The organism is Roseimaritima multifibrata, from assembly GCF_007741495.1.
GTDB classification, from domain to species: Bacteria; Planctomycetota; Planctomycetia; order Pirellulales; family Pirellulaceae; genus Roseimaritima; species Roseimaritima multifibrata.
The window spans coordinates 1,983,931-2,004,840 of record NZ_CP036262.1; the positions used below are offsets into that span (position 1 = coordinate 1,983,931).

At 54.2% G+C, this 20,910-nt stretch carries 11 protein-coding genes; 10 read left to right on the forward strand and 1 reads right to left on the reverse strand.

Annotation, left to right across the window (positions count from 1 at the left end; all coding sequences use genetic code 11):
* Positions 1-616: 616 nt before the first annotated feature.
* Positions 617-1,231 (reverse strand): hypothetical protein, encoded by a 615-nt coding sequence (locus FF011L_RS07275; RefSeq protein WP_145350986.1) that lies wholly within the window; start codon positions 1,229-1,231, stop codon positions 617-619.
* A 735-nt stretch (positions 1,232-1,966) separates the two neighbouring features.
* Between FF011L_RS07275 and FF011L_RS07280 the strand changes: the two genes are divergently transcribed.
* The 10 genes from FF011L_RS07280 to FF011L_RS07325 all read left to right on the forward strand — a co-directional run bounded on the left by FF011L_RS07280 (position 1,967) and on the right by FF011L_RS07325 (position 20,906).
* Positions 1,967-3,274, forward strand: a complete 1,308-nt coding sequence (locus FF011L_RS07280; RefSeq protein WP_145350987.1) for a DUF1501 domain-containing protein — start codon at positions 1,967-1,969, stop codon at positions 3,272-3,274.
* A gap of 58 nt (positions 3,275-3,332) precedes the next feature.
* Positions 3,333-5,768: a PPC domain-containing protein gene (locus FF011L_RS07285; RefSeq protein ID WP_218933071.1), complete on the forward strand. Its 2,436-nt coding sequence runs from the start codon at positions 3,333-3,335 to the stop codon at positions 5,766-5,768.
* 116 nt (positions 5,769-5,884) lie between these two features.
* A complete protein-coding gene (locus tag FF011L_RS07290; protein WP_145350989.1) occupies positions 5,885-8,353 on the forward strand; it encodes a DUF1549 and DUF1553 domain-containing protein in 2,469 nt (822 codons plus the stop codon).
* Positions 8,354-8,362: 9 nt separating this feature from the next.
* The gene (locus FF011L_RS07295) at positions 8,363-10,492 is read left to right on the forward strand and encodes a c-type cytochrome domain-containing protein (protein ID WP_145350990.1); all 2,130 of its coding nucleotides are present in this window, start codon (positions 8,363-8,365) and stop codon (positions 10,490-10,492) included.
* Positions 10,493-10,600: 108 nt separating this feature from the next.
* Positions 10,601-11,371 carry a hydroxypyruvate isomerase family protein gene (locus FF011L_RS07300; RefSeq protein ID WP_246109791.1) on the forward strand — a complete coding sequence of 257 codons (771 nt, stop codon included), beginning with the start codon at positions 10,601-10,603 and terminating at the stop codon, positions 11,369-11,371.
* 50 nt (positions 11,372-11,421) lie between these two features.
* Positions 11,422-13,932 (forward strand): c-type cytochrome, encoded by a 2,511-nt coding sequence (locus FF011L_RS07305; protein ID WP_246109792.1) that lies wholly within the window; start codon positions 11,422-11,424, stop codon positions 13,930-13,932.
* Positions 13,933-14,234: 302 nt separating this feature from the next.
* Entirely contained in the window at positions 14,235-15,038 is an 804-nt protein-coding gene (purQ, locus tag FF011L_RS07310) for a phosphoribosylformylglycinamidine synthase I (RefSeq protein ID WP_145350992.1), read from the forward strand.
* A gap of 38 nt (positions 15,039-15,076) precedes the next feature.
* A complete protein-coding gene (locus FF011L_RS07315; RefSeq protein WP_145350993.1) occupies positions 15,077-16,426 on the forward strand; it encodes a dihydroorotase in 1,350 nt (449 codons plus the stop codon).
* Between the two features lie 77 nt (positions 16,427-16,503).
* On the forward strand, positions 16,504-17,931 hold the full coding sequence (locus FF011L_RS07320; RefSeq protein WP_218933072.1) for a hypothetical protein: 1,428 nt from the start codon (positions 16,504-16,506) through the stop codon (positions 17,929-17,931).
* Entirely contained in the window at positions 17,928-20,906 is a 2,979-nt protein-coding gene (locus tag FF011L_RS07325; protein ID WP_145350994.1) for a PVC-type heme-binding CxxCH protein, read from the forward strand. The genes FF011L_RS07320 and FF011L_RS07325 overlap by 4 nt, the downstream gene beginning before the upstream one ends.
* Positions 20,907-20,910 lie beyond the last annotated feature (4 nt).

Here is a 20,910-nt window from a genome sequence, read left to right on the forward strand (position 1 = left end):
GGAACGGCGCGAGCCGTCCGGCCGCGCACCCTTTGATCGCCGGTGTAATCGAAACGTTCGCGCCACGCAGCCAAGTCCCCGGGAAACGCCCGCAGCTTGGGGTGAGGGGATTTTCGCGAGGCGATTTTGCGGGGAGTGCCTATTTAACGTTCGGTGTTTTCAAGCCGTTGAGTCGCTCCTTGCCCTGTCTCTGTCTGCCCCTCTCCCCCTGCCCCTCTCCCCAAAAACAAGCCCTTAATTTGCAGTCGATCGGCCGGGCTGGCGAATCTATGGTCCAATATCAAGCCTGATTTAAACGAGCTTGTTTTTAGGGCGAGGGGAGCCAGGTTTTTATCCGTTGTAAATTCCAATAACCAGTCACGCCACTTTTTAGCGGAACGGCGCGAGCCGTCCGGCCGCACAACCTTTGATCGCCGGCGCAATCGAAACGTTCTCACCGCAAAGCCGGTTCCCCTGGAAGGCACCCGGTATTGGTTCCGTCCGGTGGGAATCGCTCCTGATGGCGAGTCCCTGGTGCGTGGGGCCTGTTTCGTGTGGGCGTAAAAAAAGAGGACGCATGGATATGCGTCCTCTTTTCGTCGTTTGGGTTCATGGCTTGCTCGTTGAGCAGGCTGAACTATTTAGCAGCTGGAGCTTCGACCTTAGGTGCAGCTGGAGCTTCGACCTTAGGTGCAGCTGGAGCTTCGACCTTAGGTGCAGCTGGAGCTTCGACCTTAGGTGCAGCTGGTTTAGCTTCGGCTTTAGGGGCAGCTTTGGCTTCGGCTTTAGGAGCTGGTTTGGCTTCGGCTTTAGGAGCTGGTTTGGCTTCGGCTTTAGGAGCTGGTTTAGCTTCGGCTTTAGGAGCTGGTTTGGCTTTAGCTTCTGGAGCTGGTGCTGGAGGAGCTTCTTCGCTGGTTGCTTCTGGAGCTGGAGCAGCTTCTTCGACGACAACCACTTCGCCTACGATCGTTCCTTCCATGATGACTTCTCCACCGCAGCAGCTTGGCTGTGGTGCAGGAGCAGGTGTGCCGCAGCAGCTGGGTTGAGCAACTGGTTCGCAGCAGCTGGTGGTCACTTCGCAGCAGCTAGGTGCTGGTGCACAAGCGGATGTGTGGCAGCCGCCTTTTAGCAGTCCGCCGCCACAACCACGCTTGAACAAGCCGTGGCTGAATAGGCCGCCGGCTTGAGCTGGGGCGGTTAGGAGGGCTGCAACTGCAAACATGGCGACAAGGGTGAAAGCTTTACGACTCATTGGATTTTGTTCTCCAGAAAGGGAAAAAATTGGCGTTGGTTGCTTGGGCGGCAGTCCGTGCCAAAAATATGCAAGAGCCTGTTAGCGGCTCGCGTCCCTAGAACCTCAGGTGTGCATATGGTCAGTTCCTGAAGTCCAGGCGACCAGGATTCTTCGTAAACTTGCCCTAATGAGGTCAATCCTCGGTAGGTGGGGCAAGATAGGCAGCATGGAACGGCCGTGCTGCCTGTCAGTTAGGTTAGCGGCCAAGTCGTTAAAGTCAATCACGCACCGTTAGGTATTGGAAAAACAACCGAATTTTGAGTTTCTTGGGGTTCGGATGGTCGAATTAAACGTTCTAATTGGAACGCGATGCATAACCCGGACTAGCCGGAAAGTTCTTTGACATTGCTTAATCAACTCGTTACAATGTTCGTGAAACACCTACCAACTGGAGGGCAGACCACGGGAGACTGTCGAAGTCTAAACCACCAAATGCCCCTTCAGAAAAGTGCCCCGCCATACGACTGCGACCCCTTCTCGCAGTAGCCTGCCCAGCCGCTCTGGCAGTTGTCAGCCGCTTCCTTCGACGTAAGGATGCGAATGACCTAACTGAGACGCGGTCGAAGACTGTGATGCTTCTGTTAAGAAGCTTGTCACCGTCTTTTTATTCACAAGACAGCAATCAACAACCCACCTTACGCTGATCTTCTGTTTTCGAGGTTCAGCCCTGCCGACCGTACGGGAGTTTTGACAATGAATCGTTGCTCAGGAAATGTGTTTAGCCGCCGTGGATTTCTAGCCGCTGGAGCGCTCACCGGTGCGGGGCTGACTTTAGGTGATTTGATGATGGCCCAGCAAGCTCGGGCTGATCAGAAAAGTTATGAGTTTATTGAAGCGAAAGCGAAGAACGTTATTCATGTCTTTTTGCCGGGCGGGCTGCCTCAGCATGAGTCCTTTGATCCGAAACCTTACAGCCCTCTTGAATATCGAGGGGAGTTTGGGACGGTCAAGACCAATACGGGCGAAGTCTTTTGTAACTCGGTGCCCGGTTTGGCCAAGCGAGCCGATAAGTTTGCTATCATTCGTTCGATGACTCACGGCGAAGCGGCTCACGAACGTGGGACGCATAATATGTTCACTGGGTATAAGCCCAGTCCCGCGTTGATTTATCCAAGTTTTGGTTCGGTTGTCAGTCACGAGTACGGCCCTCGTAACGATTTGCCACCCTACGTTTGTGTCCCCAATGTGCCGAACGAGTTTGCCGGAAGCGGGTACTTAAGTAGCTCCTATGGCCCGTTTGCCTTGGGGGACGATCCTAGTCGGTCGACTTTTAAGGTTCGGGATTTGAATCTGGCGAGTGGTGTGGATGCTGAGCGTTTTGCTCGGCGGCGTGCCGCTTTGGATGCCGTTAATGGGCGCTTCACCGGGTCGGTGTCTGCGGACAATGTCGATGCGATGGGGACTTTCTACGATCGTGCGTATGACTTGCTCAACTCGCCAAACGCTCGAGATGCTTTTGATATTTCGAAAGAAGATGACAAGCTCCGTGACCGCTACGGTCGTGATGTTGCTGGGCAGCGGATGCTGATGGCCCGCCGATTGGTCGAGGCAGGGTGCCGGATGGTTACTTTGACCTACGGTAGTTGGGACATGCACGCTCAGCTGACCGCTGGGGTCAAGCGAAGCATGCCAGCTTTCGATCGCTCGCTGAGCACATTGCTGGATGATTTGTCTGAGCGAGGTATGCTGGACGAGACCTTGGTGATGGTCACCACCGAGTTCGGTCGTACGCCGAAAATTAATAAAGATGCTGGGCGAGACCACTGGCCAAAAGTGTTCAGTGTGATGATGGCGGGTGGCGGTATTAAAGGTGGTACGATTTACGGCGCTTCGAATGCGACCGCCTCTGAGCCCGAAGATAATCCTGTCACCCACGCCGACCTTGCAACGACCATGTATCACTTGATGGGCATTGTTGCCGACAAAGAACTGATGTCGCCTGGTGATCGCCCAATCGAAATTGTCGATGGTGGCGAAGTGATCAAGGGCATCTTGGCTTAGTCGCTCGCGTCCTCCCCTCCCCCCACTCCCCTCCTTTTGTTGGCGCATGGAGTCATTTATGACACGTATCGCTTTCCTTCTGTTAGTAACCTCGTTGGTGTCGGTTTCGGGCTTCGCGGCTCAACCGGTTGTCACTCGTGTGGAGCCGTTTGGTATCCAACGCGGAAAGACAACCACCGTCGTTATGCATGGCGCTCGTCTGAAGGATGCGGTCCAAGTGCTGGCCGATCTGCCTGGCTTGACAATTGACGAAGTCAAGCCGCTGGATAATGCCAAGGTAGAGGTGAAGATCACTGCGGCTAAAGAGATGGCCCCAGGGCTTTACCCTTTCCGGTTGGTGACCGAAACCGGGATTTCCAGTTTGCGTTTGATCGGAGTGGGGGCTCTGCCTGTGGTGAAAGAAGTCGAACCGAATAGCGACTTCGAAACGCCTCAGAAGATCGAAATGAACACAACCGTTGAGGGTGTGATCACGAATGAAGACCAAGATCTTTATGCGGTAGAACTAAAGGCTGGGCAGACGTTGTCGGTGGAAATCGAGGGCGTCCGCTTGGCTAGCAATCAGGGAAATCGTTTCCTTGATCCTTATGTTGCGATTCTGGATGAAGGGCGTTTCGAGAAATCGACTCGTGATGACATCCCTTTGCTCCAGCAGGATGGACTCTGTTCTTACACCGCGGAAAAAGACGGGACCTACACCGTGTTGGTTCGCGACGCTTCCTTTGGTGGTAGTAACGACGCTTATTATCGCGTTCATATCGGCACCTACCCTCGCCCCATCGCAGTCGTGCCCGCTGGAGGGCAACCAGGTACTTTGTTGACCGCGAACTTGGTCTATCCCGATGGTTCGTCCGCCGAGGCTCAGATTCAGTTGCCAACGGAGCCGAACGATCTGTTCCCTGCAGTCACCGAAACAGAGTTAGGGGTTTCTCCGTCGCCGAACTGGTTGCGAGTCAATGAATTGCCTGTAACCCTTGAGCAAGAGCCTAACGAAGACCTGAAGACCGCCCCGCCAGCCGTCGCTCCAGGGGCTTTTTGTGGAGTGATTGGTGGTCCCGGAGATGTCGACTACTTCGCCTTTGATGGTGTAAAGGGACGCAAGTATCTTGTCCAGGTTTACGCCCGTGAAACACTTCGCTCCCCTTTGGACAGCGTGGTAAATGTCTACGGTCCCGATTCCAAGCGAGTCACAGGTAACGATGACAGTGGTGGTAAACCGGACAGTTATTGTGAATTCACTGCGGCTGCCGACGGCAAGTACTACATCCGTCTGAATGACCAATTGGGTCAAGGCGGCCCAGGGTACAACTATCGCTGCGAAGTGACCGAAGCGAAGCCCCGGATGGATATGGATCTGGCAGAGCTGGATCGCTATCAAGCCGTCGTGTGGCCGGTTCCTAAAGGAGCTCAGATGGCTGTGATGGTGAATGCCGCTCGGAAAGATCTGGGGGGAGAACTGAATATCGAAGCTTTGAATTTGCCTCCTGGTGTCACCGCGACCGCTTATCCGATGCGAGCCGACCGCCCGACGGTTCCCTTGTTGTTGTCCGCCGCAGCGGATGCCGAAATTGGGGGAAGTCTGGTCGACGTTGTCGCCAAACCAAGCGACAAGAAATATGCTCACGTCGAAGGTCATCTGCGTCAGACCCATCAGTTGGTCCAAGGTCAGAACCGTCGTAATATTTGGGTGTGGAATACCGACCGCGTTGCGGTTTCGGTAGCTCAGCCCGTTCCCTTTAAACTGACGGTCGTCCAGCCTGAAGTTCCCATCGTTCGTAATGGATCGATGTCGCTAATCGTTAAGGTGGAACGCAATGAAGGGTTTGAGGGAGAAATCTCTTTGAGGTCGCTGTACAACCCACCCGGTATTACGGTGAACAACAGTCGTAAGATCGCAAAAGACAAAACCGAAGTAGAGGTTCCGATGACGGCCAACGGCAGTTCAGCGGTTGGTGAATGGCCGATGTTTCTGGTGGCGACAACCGCTAGCGATAACGGAAGCGTTCGAATCACCACGGAACCGATCAATGTGGACGTCCAGGACGTCTTCTTTGGTTTCGAATTTTCTAAGGCCGCAGCCGAACAGGGGACGGAATCGTCCATCCCTGTTGGGGTCAGTGTCTCGCGTGAGTTTGTCGGTGAGGCTGAGGTCGAATTGGTCGGCCTGCCAGCTGGGGTTACTTCTTCAGCACCGATCCAAAAGGTAACCGCAGAGACTGAGAAAGTGGTTTTCCCAATTACAATTGCTAAAGATGCTCGGCCGGGGACTCATAAGACCCTGAACGTGCAGGCCCGGATTATCAGCGACAAAGGAGTTATCACCCAGACGCAAGGGACGGGTGAGCTGCGGGTTGATAAGCCTCTGCCTCCTAAGGTTGATGAGCCTAAGAAAGAAGAGAAACCCAAAGCCGAAGCGAAACCGGCACCGAAACCTGCTAAAGAAAAACCGCTCAGTCGCCTCGAGCAACTGCGGCAAGCTCGAGAGAGCAAATAATTTATAAGTTCAGTCCGCCTCGCTAAGCAGCGAGGCGACTGAAAATGATTGCGACAAGCGAAACTGCTTGTCGCCTGCCCCACCTCAGTTCCCCCCTCGCCAGGCCCCGAACGATTATGTCTCATCGAATTCGATTTGCGTTCAGTTCACTCTTATTCGGCTTGATCGCTTCGGTTGCGATCGGTGTTGAACCAGAAGCTTCCGTACCAGCACCCGCCGGTGGTCCAGCGGGATCGTTGGCCGTTTACCCGACCTCGGTTTTGTTGAACTCAGCCCGCGATTTTCAGTCGTTTGTGGCCGTTTTAACGCGAGAAGATGGGGTTACCGTCGATGTGACGGACCAGGTTGATTGGAAACTTGCCGCCGAAGGCTTGGCCAAGCGAGATGGGCATCAGTTGCTGCCGATCGCCGACGGCGAAACCGAACTGGTTGCGAAACTGAACGGACAGGAAGTGCGGGTCCCCCTGAAGGTTCAGAATGCGGCTGAGCGCCCAGCAATTAGTTTCAAAAAAGACATCATGCCTGTTCTGACCCGTAGTGGTTGTAACACGGGCAGTTGCCACGGAGCCGCCCGCGGCAAAGATGGCTTTAACCTCAGCCTGTTCGGGTTCGATCCCGATGGCGATTATTTGCGAATCACTCGCGAACTTGGAACCCGCCGAGTCAATTTGGCGGTTCCTGAAGAAAGCTTGTTTATCAAAAAAGCGATTGGCGCCGTTCCTCATACCGGTGGCAAATTGTTTGACACCGATAGCGATTATTATGCAACCGTTCTTGAATGGTTGGAAAATGGTGCCCCGATTGACCCAGCGGACAATCAACCTCCCGCGGTCGCTTCGGTAGATTTCTATCCTCCACAAGCAGTGATCGAGGGTGCCGAATCAACCCAGCGTTTTGTCGCCGTGGCAAACTACGCTGACGGAACCACTCGCGACGTTTCTCGCCTAGCGGCATTCGCGACCAACAACCCAACGTCAACGACCGTGGATGCTTTTGGAAACGCGGTTGCCGGAGCCCGTGGTGAGGCTTTCATCATGGCACGCTTTGATACCCATACAGTTGGCAGCCAAGTTCTGGTTCTGCCAAAAGGGTTGGAGTACACCGCTCCGGAAATCACGGGGAATTACATCGACCAGTTGGTTGGAAAGAAGATGCAGCAACTGCGAATCCTGCCGAGTGAGATCTGCAGTGACGAGGAATTCCTTCGCCGGGCGACGATCGATATCACCGGGATGTTGCCGACAAGTGAAGAGTACACTCAGTTCATGCAGGACGCCGCTCCTGATAAACGTGCTGCTTTGGTCAACCGCCTGTTAGAACAGAAGGAATTCAGTGAAATCTGGGCGATGAAATTTGCTCAGCTGTTGATGATCAAAAGCAGCAACCAAGTCAGCTATAAATCGGCCTTCCTATATGCCAACTGGTTGACCGACAAGTTTGCCCGGAAAGTTCCCGTCGACCAGATGGTACGCGATCTGTTGACCGCAGAAGGGGGAACGTTCAATACGCCTCAAACCAACTTCTACGAAATCGAACGCGACACGTTAAAGACGTCGGAGAATGTGGCCCAGGTCTTCATGGGGATTCGGACCCAATGTGCACAGTGCCACAACCATCCGTTTGACCGCTGGACGATGGACGATTATTACGGGTTTGCTAGTTTCTTCTCGCAGATCGGCCGTAAGACCGCAGAAGATTACCGCGAGCGAATCGTTTACAACCGCAATAGCGGAGACGTGCGACATCCCGTTGGCAATCGTGTCATGACTCCGACGTACCTCGGTGACGGCGAAGCGGACACCAAGGGGAAAGACCGCCGTGCGGTAGTCGCCGAATGGTTGACCGCTCCGGAAAATCCCTACTTTGCGAAATCGCTTGCCAACCGCGTCTGGAAACATTTCCTCGGCGTTGGTGTTGTCGACCCTGTCGATGACATCCGAGTCAGCAACCCAGCAAGTAACCCCGAATTGTTCGATACTTTGGGTGACAAGTTGGTCGAGTATGAATTCGATTTCCGCCAATTGGTTCGGGATATTTGTGCCAGCGAAGCTTATCAGCGTTCGGTTGTTGCAAATGAAACGAACAAAAATGATACGCGTAACTATACTCATGCATTACCGCGACGAATTCCAGCGGAAAGCATGTTGGACGTCATCTGTCAGGTGACCGAAACCAAGGACAAGTTCCGTGGCTTGCCATTGGGGGCTCGTGCGGTGCAGATTGCCGACGGGAAAACTTCCAATTACTTCCTGACAACGTTTGGACGATCGGCTCGCGATACCGTTTGTGAGTGTGAAGCAACGACGGACCCATCCCTGTCGCAGGCGTTGCATCTCCTGAATGGTGCGACGGTTTCGGGAAAGATCACGCAAGGCAAAGTTGTTGAACGAATGCTGAAAGATGATGGTTTGACACCGGAGCAGGTGATCGACCAGCTTTACATTCGTTGTTTGTGTCGAGTTCCGACCGCTGAAGAAAAGAAGGCGTTGTTGGTTTCGCTTTCCGAAGCGGCCAATGAGCAGCAAGGTCTAGAAGATGTCTTCTGGGCGATTGTTAACAGCCGTGAGTTTGTCTTCAACCACTAGAATTGATTCATGCAAAGCGATTTGATCATGTTGCGATATGCCCTTTCCACTCTGATGATTGCTTCGTTGGTATCCACCGCCGGCGCCGCGGATGCGGCTCCTGCGGAAAAGGCCGCCGCGAAAATCACCTATGAAGATCACATCAAACCGATCTTTCGAGAGAAATGTTTGACGTGTCATAACCAAGGCGACGCCAAGGGCGGTTTGGCGCTTGATACGTATGCCGGCACGATGGAAGGTGGAGGTAGTGGCGAAATTGTCTATGACGGAGACGCTGAAAGCAGTCGTCTTTGGCAATTGGTGGCTCACGAGGACACTCCGGTGATGCCTCCGAACCAAGACAAAATCGATGCTGCGAAAATCGAAATGATCGCCGCTTGGATCAACGGTGGGTTGTTGGAGAACTCCGGATCGAAAGCAAAGAAGAAAAAGAATTCGCTGGCGTTTTCTGCGTCCGGCAGCGGACGACCCGAAGGGGATGCTGCGATGCCGCAAACCGTGCTACAGCAACCGGTGGTTGTTAGTGGTCGTGCGTCGGCCGCTTCGTCGTTGGCCGCCAGTCCTTGGGCTCCACTGGTTGCCGTTGGCGGGCAGAAGCAAATTGTGCTTTACAACACTGACACACTTCAATTGGCAGGTGTCTTGCCATTTCCCGAAGGACTTGTCCATTCGTTGCGGTTCAGTCGCGACGGTGGATTTATCATCGCCGGTGGTGGTGAGGGAGCCGCCCTCGGAATCGTTGCGGTTTATGACGTGAAGACCGGCGATCGCCTGGCGGTCGTAGGCGATGAGCTCGATGCGGTTTTAGGGGCCGATGTAAACGATAAAATGACTCAGATCGCTCTTGGCGGTCCGCAGAAAATGCTTCGTATTTACGATCTTGGCAGCGGCGAATTGCTGTTTGACATCAAGAAGCACACCGACTGGATTTATGATGTTGCCTTCAGTCCCGATGGGATTCTGTTGGCTTCCTGCGATCGCGCTGCAGGCTTGATGGTATGGGAAGCAGATACCGGTCGGAATTACCTGAATCTGACCGACCATAAAGGGCCTATTAACGCGCTGGCATGGCGTGACGACAGCAACGTATTGGCGACCGCTAGCGATGATGGAACCGTCAAACTTTTCGAAATGAATGACGGCAAAGCGATCAAAAGCTTGAATGCTCATGGTGGAGGCGTGATGGATGTTGCGTTCGATCACCAGGGCCGGTTGGTGACCTGCGGAAAAGATAACCGAGTCAAACTGTGGGATGCGACAGGTAAGGAAATTGCGAACTTCCCTGCGATGGCAGAGGATGTTTTGGAAGTCACGATCACCCATGATGGCAAGCGTGTCATCGCTGGAGACTGGACCGGAACCTTTAATGTCTTCAATAGCGATGACGCCAAGAAGGTTGCTGGGGCGGTTGCCGCCAATCCACTCTCTTTGGAGCAGCGTAGTGAAGCTGCTAAAGCGGAAGTCGCGAAACTTTTGCCGCCGGTTCAGGCTGCGGAAGCGGCTTTGGTAGCCGTGCGTGCTCAGGTAGATAAAGTGACTGCCGAAAAATTGGCGATGGTCAATCAGCAGACGGAAAAAATGAAGCAGGTTGCTGCAAAGGATGCGGAAAAAGTTGCCGCTGAAAAACTGGTTGCAGACCTCACCGCCCAGCGCGCTCAGCTTCGTACTGTGGCAGACCAAAAGCAACAGGAATCAGCCGCTGCCATCAAGGCTTTGGCTGAAGGCAAATCGGATGAGGCGAAAGTCGCTGCCGTCGAAACTGCTTTCGCGACAGCCCTCCAAGCCGTCGCCGCTAAACGTACCGAATTGGCCGCGGCACAGGCAAAGGTTGGACCTCTTGTTGCTGCAGCCAAGGCCATGCGTGCCGAAGCGGATAAGCAAGCTGCCGCGATTGCTGCTGTCGATAAAAAGATCGCGGAATTGACCGCGAAAGTGGCTCCCGCAGAACAGACGCTTGCCGCCGCTAAAACGGCTCATCAACAAGCGACGGAGAAACTGCAGCAGGTCAACACCGCACTGGATCTATTTAAGAAGCGTGGTGCGGAACTGAGTGCTGCGGCGGCTGCCGCAGCCGATGATGAAGTGGGAGGCCGTGTCAAACAGCAAGCCGCCCTCTTCTCGACGGCGTACCAGCAGTAAACCACTTTTATCACTCCTTGCGGCACGTTGCTTCGTGCTGCCATTGCTAGGACAATGCGGCCCCCACAGGACCGCATTTTCGCAATGGATTTTTTCAAGGAGTTCTCGATGCAAGTGGACGCTACCCAAGGTCGTTTGAAGCAGTCGGTATGTCAGTGGTGCTACGGCGACCTGCCGCTTGACCAGCTGGCAACCGAAGTCGCACAGCGCGGCATGGCAGGGATTGATCTTCTAGGTCCCGACGATTTTCAAACGGTCAAAGATCATGGCCTGATCTGCACCATGATCACCTCGCACCCCTTAGAGGAAGGGTTGTGTGATCCTCAGTTTCATGACATGTGTCTGCAGAGCCTGACCACATCGATTGAAGCGGCGGCCGCGGAAGGCTGGCCGAATGTGATTTGCTTCACCGGCAACGCGCGTGGTATCGATCGTGAAACCGGGATGCAAAACTGTATCACCGCCCTGGATAAGATTCTGCCGCTGGCGCAGGCAAAGGGGGTGACGCTTGTGATGGAATTGCTGAATAGTCGCGTCGATCATCCGGACTATATGTGCGATCAATCCGCTTGGGGCGTCGAACTGTTTCGCCGTCTGGGGTCGAAGAACTTTGGGCTGCTGTTTGATCTTTACCATATGCAGATCATGGAGGGGGATTTGATCCGCACGATTGGGGATCACCACGAAGCATTCGCTCATTACCACACGGCCGGCAATCCTGGACGACATGAGCTAGATGATCAGCAGGAGTTGTATTATCCTGCGATTGCTAGAGCGATTGCGGGTACCGGCTTTCAGGGATACCTAGCACACGAATTTATGCCGAAACGGGATCCATTGGCTGCGTTAAGTGACGCGGTCCGACAGTGTATTGTTTAGAATATAAACTCGCTCTAAAACGTATTTTTCTTTAATAGGATAGAATAACGATGATGTATCGGTTTCTCGGTCTTTCCAGCATGGCGACCGTCGCCCTGCTGTGGGGCTCGTTTTTTTCCAGCCTTTCTGCTGCCGGGCTAGGGGCGACTCCTGCCGATTCGGTTCGAGTCCCTGAAGGATTTAAGGTGGAACTTGTTTATGAAGTTCCTTCCGATTCAGAAGGGTCGTGGGTCAGTCTGACCGTGGGCCCCGATGGGCATCTGTTGGCTTGTGATCAGAATGGTGGGCTGTTCAAAATCACTCTGGCGACCGACAGTGAACCCGTGAAGGTTGAGCCCGTCGAAGCGGCTATTGGAGGCGCCCAAGGTTTGCTGTATGCCTTCGATTCGCTTTACGTCAACGTCAACGGTGGCAAAGACGAAGGAGGCGTCTATCGTCTGCAAGATAAAGACGACAACGGCAGCTTCGAATCGATCGAACACATCCTTCCGTTGAACAAAGGTGGGGAACATGGTCCTCACGCTTTGATCCTCAGCCCCGACGGAAAGCAGATCTATCTGTGTGGAGGAAACAACACGATTCTTCCTAAGGAAGTTCCTCACAGTCGCGTCCCTCGCGTGTGGGATGAAGATCATCTGCTGGGCCGTATGCCAGATGCTCGTGGCCACAATGCGAACCGATTGGCTCCAGGCGGTTTCGTCGCCAAGATGGATCCTGACGGTAGCAATTTCGAAGTGATCGCGACCGGATTCCGAAATGAATACGACATCGCCTTCAATTCCGTCGGTGAATTGTTCACCTACGATGCCGACATGGAATGGGATGTTGGTACTCCGTGGTATCGCCCGACACGTGTCAATCATGTTGTGAGTGGCGGCGAATTCGGCTGGCGCAATGGAACCGGAAAATGGCCTGAATATTATGTCGACAGTGTCGGCGCCGTTGTGAATATCGGACCAGGTTCGCCGACCGGCATCTGCTTCGGAACCGGAGCCAAATTCCCGGCGAAGTACCAGCAAGCCCTTTATGTCTTGGACTGGAGCTACGGCAATATCTTTGCGGTTTACATGAAACCCGATGGCAGTACCTACACCGGGGAATACGAAACTTTCTCGACCGGTTCTCCTTTGCCGGTTACCGACATCGTGATCCATCCCAAAGATGGCAATATGTATTTCACCATCGGAGGACGGAACACTCAGTCCGGACTGTATCAAGTTAGCTATGTCGGCAAAGAATCGACCGCACCAGCTCCGATCATCGATACCGTTGAAGCCAAAGAACTGCGAGCCCTCCGGCATCGCTTGGAAGATTTGCATTTCCATCCCGAAGCCAACGCGGCCAACGTCGATTTTGCGATTGAAAATCTGTCGAACGCCGATCGTCAGATCCGCTATGCCGCTCGAATTGCTCTCGAGCATCAACCTGTGGAATCATGGCGAAATCGGTTGTCCGATTTGGACTCGCCGAATGCGAAAATGGCTGCAGTGGTGGCGCTCGCTCGAACCGGTGAAAAAAGCGATTCCAAACTCGCTTTGCAGACCTTATTGTCGATCGATGTCGATGGTTTGGATACGGCTGGGAAACTTGATTTGTTGCGGGCCTACAGCCTTAGCTTCATCCGTCTTGGAGCCCCTGATGAGGATCAGAGAGCCAAGATTATCGCTGGCATTGATAGCCACTTCCCAAGTTCGGATCCACGGCTTAACCGTGAAATGGCTTTGGTCCTGATCTACTTGAATGCTCCAAATGCGATCGATCGAGTGGTCGATCAATTGGTCGGAGGTCCTTCCCAGGAAGACCAAATTCACTATGCGTTTGTGCTTCGTGATGCCAAAGAAGGCTGGGATGAAAAGAACCGTAAACGCTATTTCCGCTGGTTCAAAAACGCCGCGTCCTCGCGTGGTGGAATGTCCTTCGGAGGATTTTTGGAAAACATTCGTCAGGCTGCAATTTCGCACCTGGACGATGCAACCAAAACCAGTCTCGGAAAGATCTTAGACAAACCTGAGGTTCGTGATCCACTGGCCGATTTGGAACCTCGCGAGATGGTCAAGCAGTGGCACATGGACGACCTTGTCGATGTCCTGAACGATGACGAATTTGCGTACGATTTTGAGCAAGGCAAGCAGATGTTTGCCGTTGCACAGTGCTATAAATGTCATCGCATTGGCAATCAGGGAGGGGTCCTTGGTCCCGATCTGACGGGAGCCGGAGGTCGCTTTAGTCCCAAGGATTTGCTGACCGCCGTTATCGATCCTAACCAGTCGATTAGCGATCAATATGCAGCGACGCAGTTCCTGACCGATTCGGGGCAGGTGATCGTTGGCAAGATCGTTAACCTGAGCAATAACGACATCCGCGTGATGACCAACATGCTTGATCCCAGCCAATTGGCGACGGTCAAGAGTGACGAACTGGAGTCGGTTGAATTGTCCAAGAACAGCATGATGCCAGCCGGATTGCTAGATTCCTTAACGGAACCTGAAATCCGTAATCTGATGGCTTATCTGCGTGCCGGTGGCAATTCAGAACATCCTCTGTTCAAAGCAAAGAAATAGCCTTTGTTGAATCGGTAGCCGGGCGGTTTAATCCGCCCGGCTATTTTTTTGCGCTCGCAGCCTGCGTCCGTACCCCGCTCAGCTGGAATGGGGCAGCTGGAATGGGGCAGTCTCCATTTCGGGGGGGCTGTCGGTTTCGTGCGTGTTGCCATTGCAGAAATTTGGCTGCCCCGCGTCAGCCCGGTGCCACCTGCCCACCGCGGGCACGTTTTCGTTCGGGTTTACTAGGGCTCCCACGAATGACTGTGGGGGTTTAAAGTAAGGACTAACTTGCTCTTTTCCCCCGCTTCCCGACGATTGCCATGGCCGCCCCTCGCGTACTAATTCTCCGGGCTCCCGGTACAAACTGCGATGAAGAAACCGCCTACGCCTTTGAGTTAGCAGGCGCCGAAGCGGAACGTGTTCACGTAAACCGCCTGATTGAGAACCCCGCACTCGCTGCTCGGTACCAAATCGTCTGCGTCCCCGGTGGATTTAGTTATGGGGATGACATCGCCGCAGGCCGTATTTTGGCCGGACGGATGCAGCGACATCTGTCGACGATGCTGCAAGATTTCTGTGGTGAAAACGATCAGCGATTGATGCTGGGAATCTGCAATGGGATGCAGGTTCTGATGCGACTGGGCGTGCTTGCGTCTCAGTCGGGCGAAGACGAATCGGAAGCCTCTGCCAGTCTTGCCTGGAACCACCACGGTCGGTTTGAAGATCGCTGGGTCCACCTGAGAGTCGATGCCGATACGCCCTGCGTCTTCTTGCGTGGGATTGAGAAGATGTACTTGCCGATGGCACACGCAGAAGGTCGCTTTATCACGGCCAGCCAAGACGTGTACGACCGCTTGCAGCAACAGGGACGCCTTGCCCTTCGTTATAGCAATGACGCTGGAGAGGTTGCTGAGGAAACACTACCCTTCCCTGTCAATCCAAACGGAAGTCAGGGCAACGTCGCCGGAGTCTGTGATTCGACGGGACGCGTTTTTGGGTTGATGCCTCACCCTGAACGCTTCGTTGACCCAACGCAGCATCCCTGCTGGACTCGGCAAGAACCCCTGCCTGAAGAAGGCCAAGGTCTGGCCATGTTCCGCAATGCGGTGCAGTACTTTGCATAAGACTGTCTGAAGTTGCTTCGAACCAACAAGGAATTGCATTGAGCTCCCTATTCTTTAAGAATGCACAAGTCGTATTTCCTGATCGCGTTGCAACCACAAACGTCTTTGTGCGTGATGGTGTTATCGTCGATGTCGATGCTCCCGAATCGACTTCGGCCGATGTAACGGTCGACGCACAGGGACGGTATTTAATGCCCGGCGTCATTGATGACCAAGTTCATTTCCGCGATCCAGGGCTGACGCACAAAGAAGACCTCGCAACGGCTTCGCGGGCTTGCGCCGCCGGAGGCGTCACGACCTTCTTGGAAATGCCCAACACGCGGCCCCCAGCGATCACGATGGATGGGATTCGCCTGAAGGAAAATCTTGCGGCGGAAAAATCGCTGGTCAATTACGGTTTCTACATTGGCGCGACCTCCGAGAACGTTAGTGATTTGCAGCAGGCGACCAATGTGCCGGGGATTAAAATCTTCATCGGCAGTAGTACGGGGAATTTGCTGGTCGACGAACAGCAGGCCCTCGAGCAGATTTTTGCTCAGACCACCTTGCCGATCTGTGCACACTGCGAAGACGAAACAATGGTCCGGGAGAATACAGCGAAGTATGAAGGGGTTCATGATGTTGCAGTCCATTCAAAGATTCGTGACGTCGACGCCGCTGTGACCGCGACCAAGCGAGCGATTGATTTGTCACTGCGGCACAAACATCGCTTTCATGTCCTGCATGTTTCGACCGCAGCTGAATTGCCGCTGCTGGCGAATACGCAGCCTTACGTCACGGCTGAGGTCTGCCCTCATCACCTGTTTTTCAACGTCGATGACTATGAACGTCTGGGAACGTTGATCCAAATGAATCCCTCGATTAAATCAGCGGAGGACAACCGCCAGCTGTGGGAGGGGCTTTTGCAGGGGGCCATCCAGGTCATCGCAACCGATCATGCACCGCATACCTGGGAAGAAAAACAGGCCGAATATCCGAGCAGTCCCTCAGGCCTGCCAGCGGTTGAGAACAGTTTGGCGTTGATGCTAAACCAGGTGAGCCAAGGGAAATGCACATTGACTCAGGTAGCCAGCTGGATGTGTGACGCACCGGCCAGGGTTTGGGGAATCGTCGGCAAAGGGCGAATCGCAAACGGTTATGACGCCGATTTGGTGTTGGTCGATATGGAGCAACGCCGTGAAATCGAAAATGCTAGACAGCATACGAAATCACGCTGGTCTCCGTGGCACGGGACAACCTTAACAGGATGGCCCGTCGCGACTTGGGTCAATGGCCAACAGGTTTACGGTGAGCATGGATTTGACGAATCGGTGCGGGGGGCAAAACCGCAATTTGACCACCAACGTGGCGGTTTCTGGGCTACCCCGGATGGGATTGGATTGCGGTAGCGTTACAAACGCGTGGGAGAATTGATTACAGTAGGGGCTCCCTCCTACATATCCCACCTCACGATCCCAGAGCTATCATGACCCGCTCAGCCTTTTCGGCAGCGCTCGGTTTCTTGCTGCTTCTTGTAGCAGTCACAGGCCACGCTGCTAGTCCCGCGGCCCAGACCGATGCGGCTTCTGCCTCGCAGCCTGAATTGAAATTAGCCCGATTTGACATCGATGCGACCCCGCCTGTCGGATACCGGATGTCTTATGACACGGTTATTCGCGTCGATGCACTTGGCCTTCGTTGCCGGGGAATTGCCATTCTTGGGGCTGGGCAGCCGATCGTCCTCTGTTCTGTCGATTGGCTGGGAATTGCGAACGAAAGCCATGATGTGATGAAAGCAGTCCTCGCGAAGGCTGCAGGTACGACCGCCGATCGGGTTGCCGTTCACACGGTCCATCAGCACGATGCTCCACGGGCTGATTCGTCCGCCGAACGGATCATGCATGAAGCGGGGATTAGTGAAATGTTGGCCTTTGACGGCAGTTTGTTTCGGGACCTGTTGCGGCGTTTGAAACCGGCAGTGACCGATGCGATCGCCGCGGCAACGCCGATCACCCATGCCGGGTTCGCCAGTGCGGTTGTCGAAAAAGTGGCGTCGAATCGACGGATTCTGGATGACACCGGAAAGGTTCAAATGGTCCGCTTCAGCGCCGCTCCTAATCCCAAAATTCGTGCCGCGCCCGAGGGGACGATTGATCCGGAACTCAGTTCTCTCGCTTTTTGGAATCAAGATAAACCGGTTGCCGTCCTCACCTTCTACGCTTGCCATCCCCAGAGTTATTACCGCACCGGAGTCCCCAGTACCGATTTTCCGGGAATCGCTAGGCTGATGCGCGAGCAAGATGTCCCCAATACATTACACGTGCATTTCGCCGGAGCCGGCGGGAACATTGGTGCGGGGAAATACAATGACGGGAAACCGAAAAATCGGATGACTCTTGCCGGACGGTTGGCCGAGGGGATGGAAACCGCGTTTGAGAATACCAAGCCGATGCCGATTTCCGCGAAGGATATCCGCTGGACCGTCGTCCCCGTTCGCTTGCCGCTCGCGCCGCACTTAGCGGACGGCCCGGCGCTCTCGGAGGTGCCCATCGAAAATGAAAAAAGTGAAAACCTTCGTGCCCGTCCACGAAAGAGAGCATGGATTCAACGCTGCCAAAGCGGGCATGAAATGCAACTGGGTTGCCTAGGAGTTGGGGATGCTAGGGTGCTCTTCATGCCGGGCGAGCTGTTTGTGGAATATCAACTGGCTGCCAAGGCGATGGCTCCCGATCTGCAGGTTGCAATGGCAGCTTATGGGGATCTGGGAACTAGCTACATCGGTACGAAGGTCGCCTATGGACAAGGGGGCTATGAAACCAGTCAGGTCGCGTCCAATGTCGCACCGGAATGTGAAGAAGTTTTGATGGATGGAATTCGGAAGCTGTTAGAAAAATCAACGGGAGAAAGCGAATGATTATTGGTCAGTGGATAAAAGGACGACGGGTCTTAGGCCTGCTCGCACTGCTCGGATGCTGTGCAACGCTGAATGCTCAGGAGGATTACTCGTCGGAATTGCCGCGGATTCCCCCGACCGCTCCGGCAGATGCTTTGGCAAAATTTCATGTTGCCGACGGATACAAAATTCAAGCCATTGCAACCGAACCGTTGGTGACCAGTCCGGTCGCCATCGAATGGGATGCCGAGGGCTATCTGTTTGTCTGTGAGATGCGTGGGTATAGCGAAGACCGTGAAGCGGGGATTTCCCGCATCACGCGACTTCACGATACCAATGACGACGGGCTGTTTGACGAACGAACCATTTATGCTGATGGGCTTCTGTGGCCGACCGCTTTGTTTCCCTTTGACGGAGGGCTGTTCGTCGCCGACGCGCCAAACCTCTATTACTTCAAAGATACCGATAACGATGGCGTCGCCGATCAAAAGAAGGTCGTGCTAACCGGTTTCTCAACCTCCAATGTTCAGGGATTGTTGAACTCTCTGCGCTGGGGATTGGATAATCGAATCCATCTTGCATGCGGAACCGTGGGTGGCAAAGTACGCCGCGCGAGCGACCCCGAATCGGCAGCTGTCGAAGTTCGTGGACGGGACTTGGCGTTCAATCCTTGGACCTACGAGTTCGAACGGACCAGTGGTGGAGCCCAGCACGGCATGAGCTTCGATGATTGGGGACGCAAATATGCTTCGTCCAATAGCGATCACATTCAGCAAATCATGTACGAAGACCGTTACATTGCAAGAAACCCTTATCTGCGGGCCCCTTCGTCCCGTTTAAGTATCGCCGCCGATGGCCCTCAAGCCGAAGTTTTTCGCGATAGCCCCATCGAACCTTGGCGTATTGTCCGCACCCGCTTGCGAGTGAATGGAACGGTCCGTGGAGTCGTCGAAGGAGGCGGGCGTGCTGCCGGTTACTTCACCGGAGCCACCGGAGTCACGATCTACCGCGGTGACGCATTCCCGGACGATATGAAGGGAGTCGCTATTGTCGGGGATGTCGGGAGCAATCTTGTCCACCGAAAAACGATCGAAGGCAACGGCGTGCCTCGCTTGGCCAAACGCATCGATGAGCAATCCGAATTTGTGACTTCGGAAGACATTTGGTTCCGCCCGGCTCAGTTCGCCAATGCACCCGACGGATCATTGATTCTGATTGATGTTTCTCGCGAAGTGATCGAACACCCTCTTAGCTTGCCTCCTGAAATCAAGAAGCATCTTGATTTGACCGCCGGGCGTGAATCAGGGCGTCTGTATCAAGTGATTCCAGATGGTTTCAAGCATCGCCCCACGCCGAATATGCGAAAAGCGACGACGGCTCAGTTGGTGCAGTGGCTGGATCATCCTAATTCGTGGCACCGTGAAACCGCTTCGCGGATGTTGTACGAACGTCAGGATCCTGCCGCCGTTCCCGCCCTGCGGAAATTGGCAAAAGATGCCGTTCTTCCTCAAGGACGGCTGCATGCATTGGCTTCGCTGGATGGTATGAAGGCATTGGAGGAGAGTGATTTAATCCCGCGTCTGCAGGATTCCAATCCACACGTGCGGCGTCATGCGATTCGTATGTCTGAATCTAGTTTTGATTCGGAGGCGGTTCGTAGCGCTCTGCTGGATAGGGTCGAGGATGAAGATATCGAAGTCCGCTACCAGCTGGCTTGGTCCCTTGGATACGTTCCCGCACCGCAGCGAACCGAAGCCTTGGCAAAACTTGCAAAGCGCGATTGTAGTAGCCGTTGGATGCGAGCCGCTGTGCTTAGCTCGGTCGGCGATGACGCGGATGATCTGTTGTTGGCATTGCTGAAAGACGATTCATTCCGTTCCCCTGCCGCCATCCAGTTTTTGCAAGAATTGACCCCGCTGGTCGGCCCGCTTAGCGGAGTCGAATCGGCGTTGGCAGCCGTTTCCGAATTGCCTGAATCCGAGGCCGCTTTTGTCGTGCCTGTGATGGGGCAGTTGTTGCGTGGTCAAACGACCAAAGCGACGACACCCGAAAGCGTGGCACAGCAAAAGAAATTTCGGCAGTCGATGGACCGAATGATTGTTGGCCTGATCGCCAAAGCAAGTGATCCGCAGACGCCGCTTAAGGAACGAGTGGCAGCGATCGACGCCTGTCGCTACGGTGCTTTCGATTCGGTCGAAGATGGTTTTGTTGATTGGCTTGAAACGCAGCAGCCCGACGCGGTTCAACGTCAAGCGTTGACGGTCATGGGCCAGTTCAATAATTCGGAAGTTTCCGACATTGTCCTCGACGCCTGGCCTCAGTTAACACCAGGATTGCGAGGGGTTGCGAGTGAAATTTTGTTCGCTCGACCCGAACGGACGCTTGCCTTGTTGGACGCGATCGACGCAGGAGAAATCCAGCCGAGTGCGATCGGGAAATCTCGGTTTCAAGTAGCTGAGAAATCGAAGGACGCCAAGGTTCGCAGCCGAGTAACCGAGCTGCTAAAACAATTCGGAAGTCAAAAGCGTCAAGCCGTGATCGATCGCTATCAAGATGTTTTGAAGATGGCTGGCGATCCTCAGAAAGGCCGCGAAGCTTTCGCAAAGCACTGTGCAAGCTGCCACAAAATGGATGGCGTTGGTCATGAACTGGGGCCAAGCCTTGCGGCGATTCAAACGCGTGGCGCCGAAACGATTTTGGTCAACGTGTTGGACCCCAATCGTGAAGTGAATCCTCAGTTTCTGAACTACGTTGTGTTGACGCAGTCGGGGCAGGCGGTGACCGGAATGATTACGGCCGAAAGCGCCACTAGCGTGACGGTCAGTCGCGCCGCGGCCGCTGCGGATACCGTGCTTCGCAACGAGATCGATACGATGCAAAGCACCGGAATGTCACTAATGCCGGAAGGATTAGAGGAAACCATCGATCAGGATACGTTGGCAAATATCATTGCCTACCTGATGGAACCTCGAACCGTGACTCCGGCCAGCAAGTAGGCGT

Coding starts and splice junctions, on each gene's coding strand:
- FF011L_RS07290 (WP_145350989.1), top strand. CDS start 5,885: ATGTCTCATCGAATTCGATTTGCGTTCAGTTCACTCTTATTCGGCTTG.
- FF011L_RS07320 (WP_218933072.1), top strand. CDS start 16,504: ATGACCCGCTCAGCCTTTTCGGCAGCGCTCGGTTTCTTGCTGCTTCTT.
- FF011L_RS07280 (WP_145350987.1), top strand. CDS start 1,967: ATGAATCGTTGCTCAGGAAATGTGTTTAGCCGCCGTGGATTTCTAGCC.
- FF011L_RS07275 (WP_145350986.1), bottom strand. CDS start 1,231: ATGAGTCGTAAAGCTTTCACCCTTGTCGCCATGTTTGCAGTTGCAGCC.
- FF011L_RS07295 (WP_145350990.1), top strand. CDS start 8,363: ATGCAAAGCGATTTGATCATGTTGCGATATGCCCTTTCCACTCTGATG.
- FF011L_RS07305 (WP_246109792.1), top strand. CDS start 11,422: ATGATGTATCGGTTTCTCGGTCTTTCCAGCATGGCGACCGTCGCCCTG.
- FF011L_RS07325 (WP_145350994.1), top strand. CDS start 17,928: ATGATTATTGGTCAGTGGATAAAAGGACGACGGGTCTTAGGCCTGCTC.
- FF011L_RS07300 (WP_246109791.1), top strand. CDS start 10,601: ATGCAAGTGGACGCTACCCAAGGTCGTTTGAAGCAGTCGGTATGTCAG.
- purQ (WP_145350992.1), top strand. CDS start 14,235: ATGGCCGCCCCTCGCGTACTAATTCTCCGGGCTCCCGGTACAAACTGC.
- FF011L_RS07285 (WP_218933071.1), top strand. CDS start 3,333: ATGACACGTATCGCTTTCCTTCTGTTAGTAACCTCGTTGGTGTCGGTT.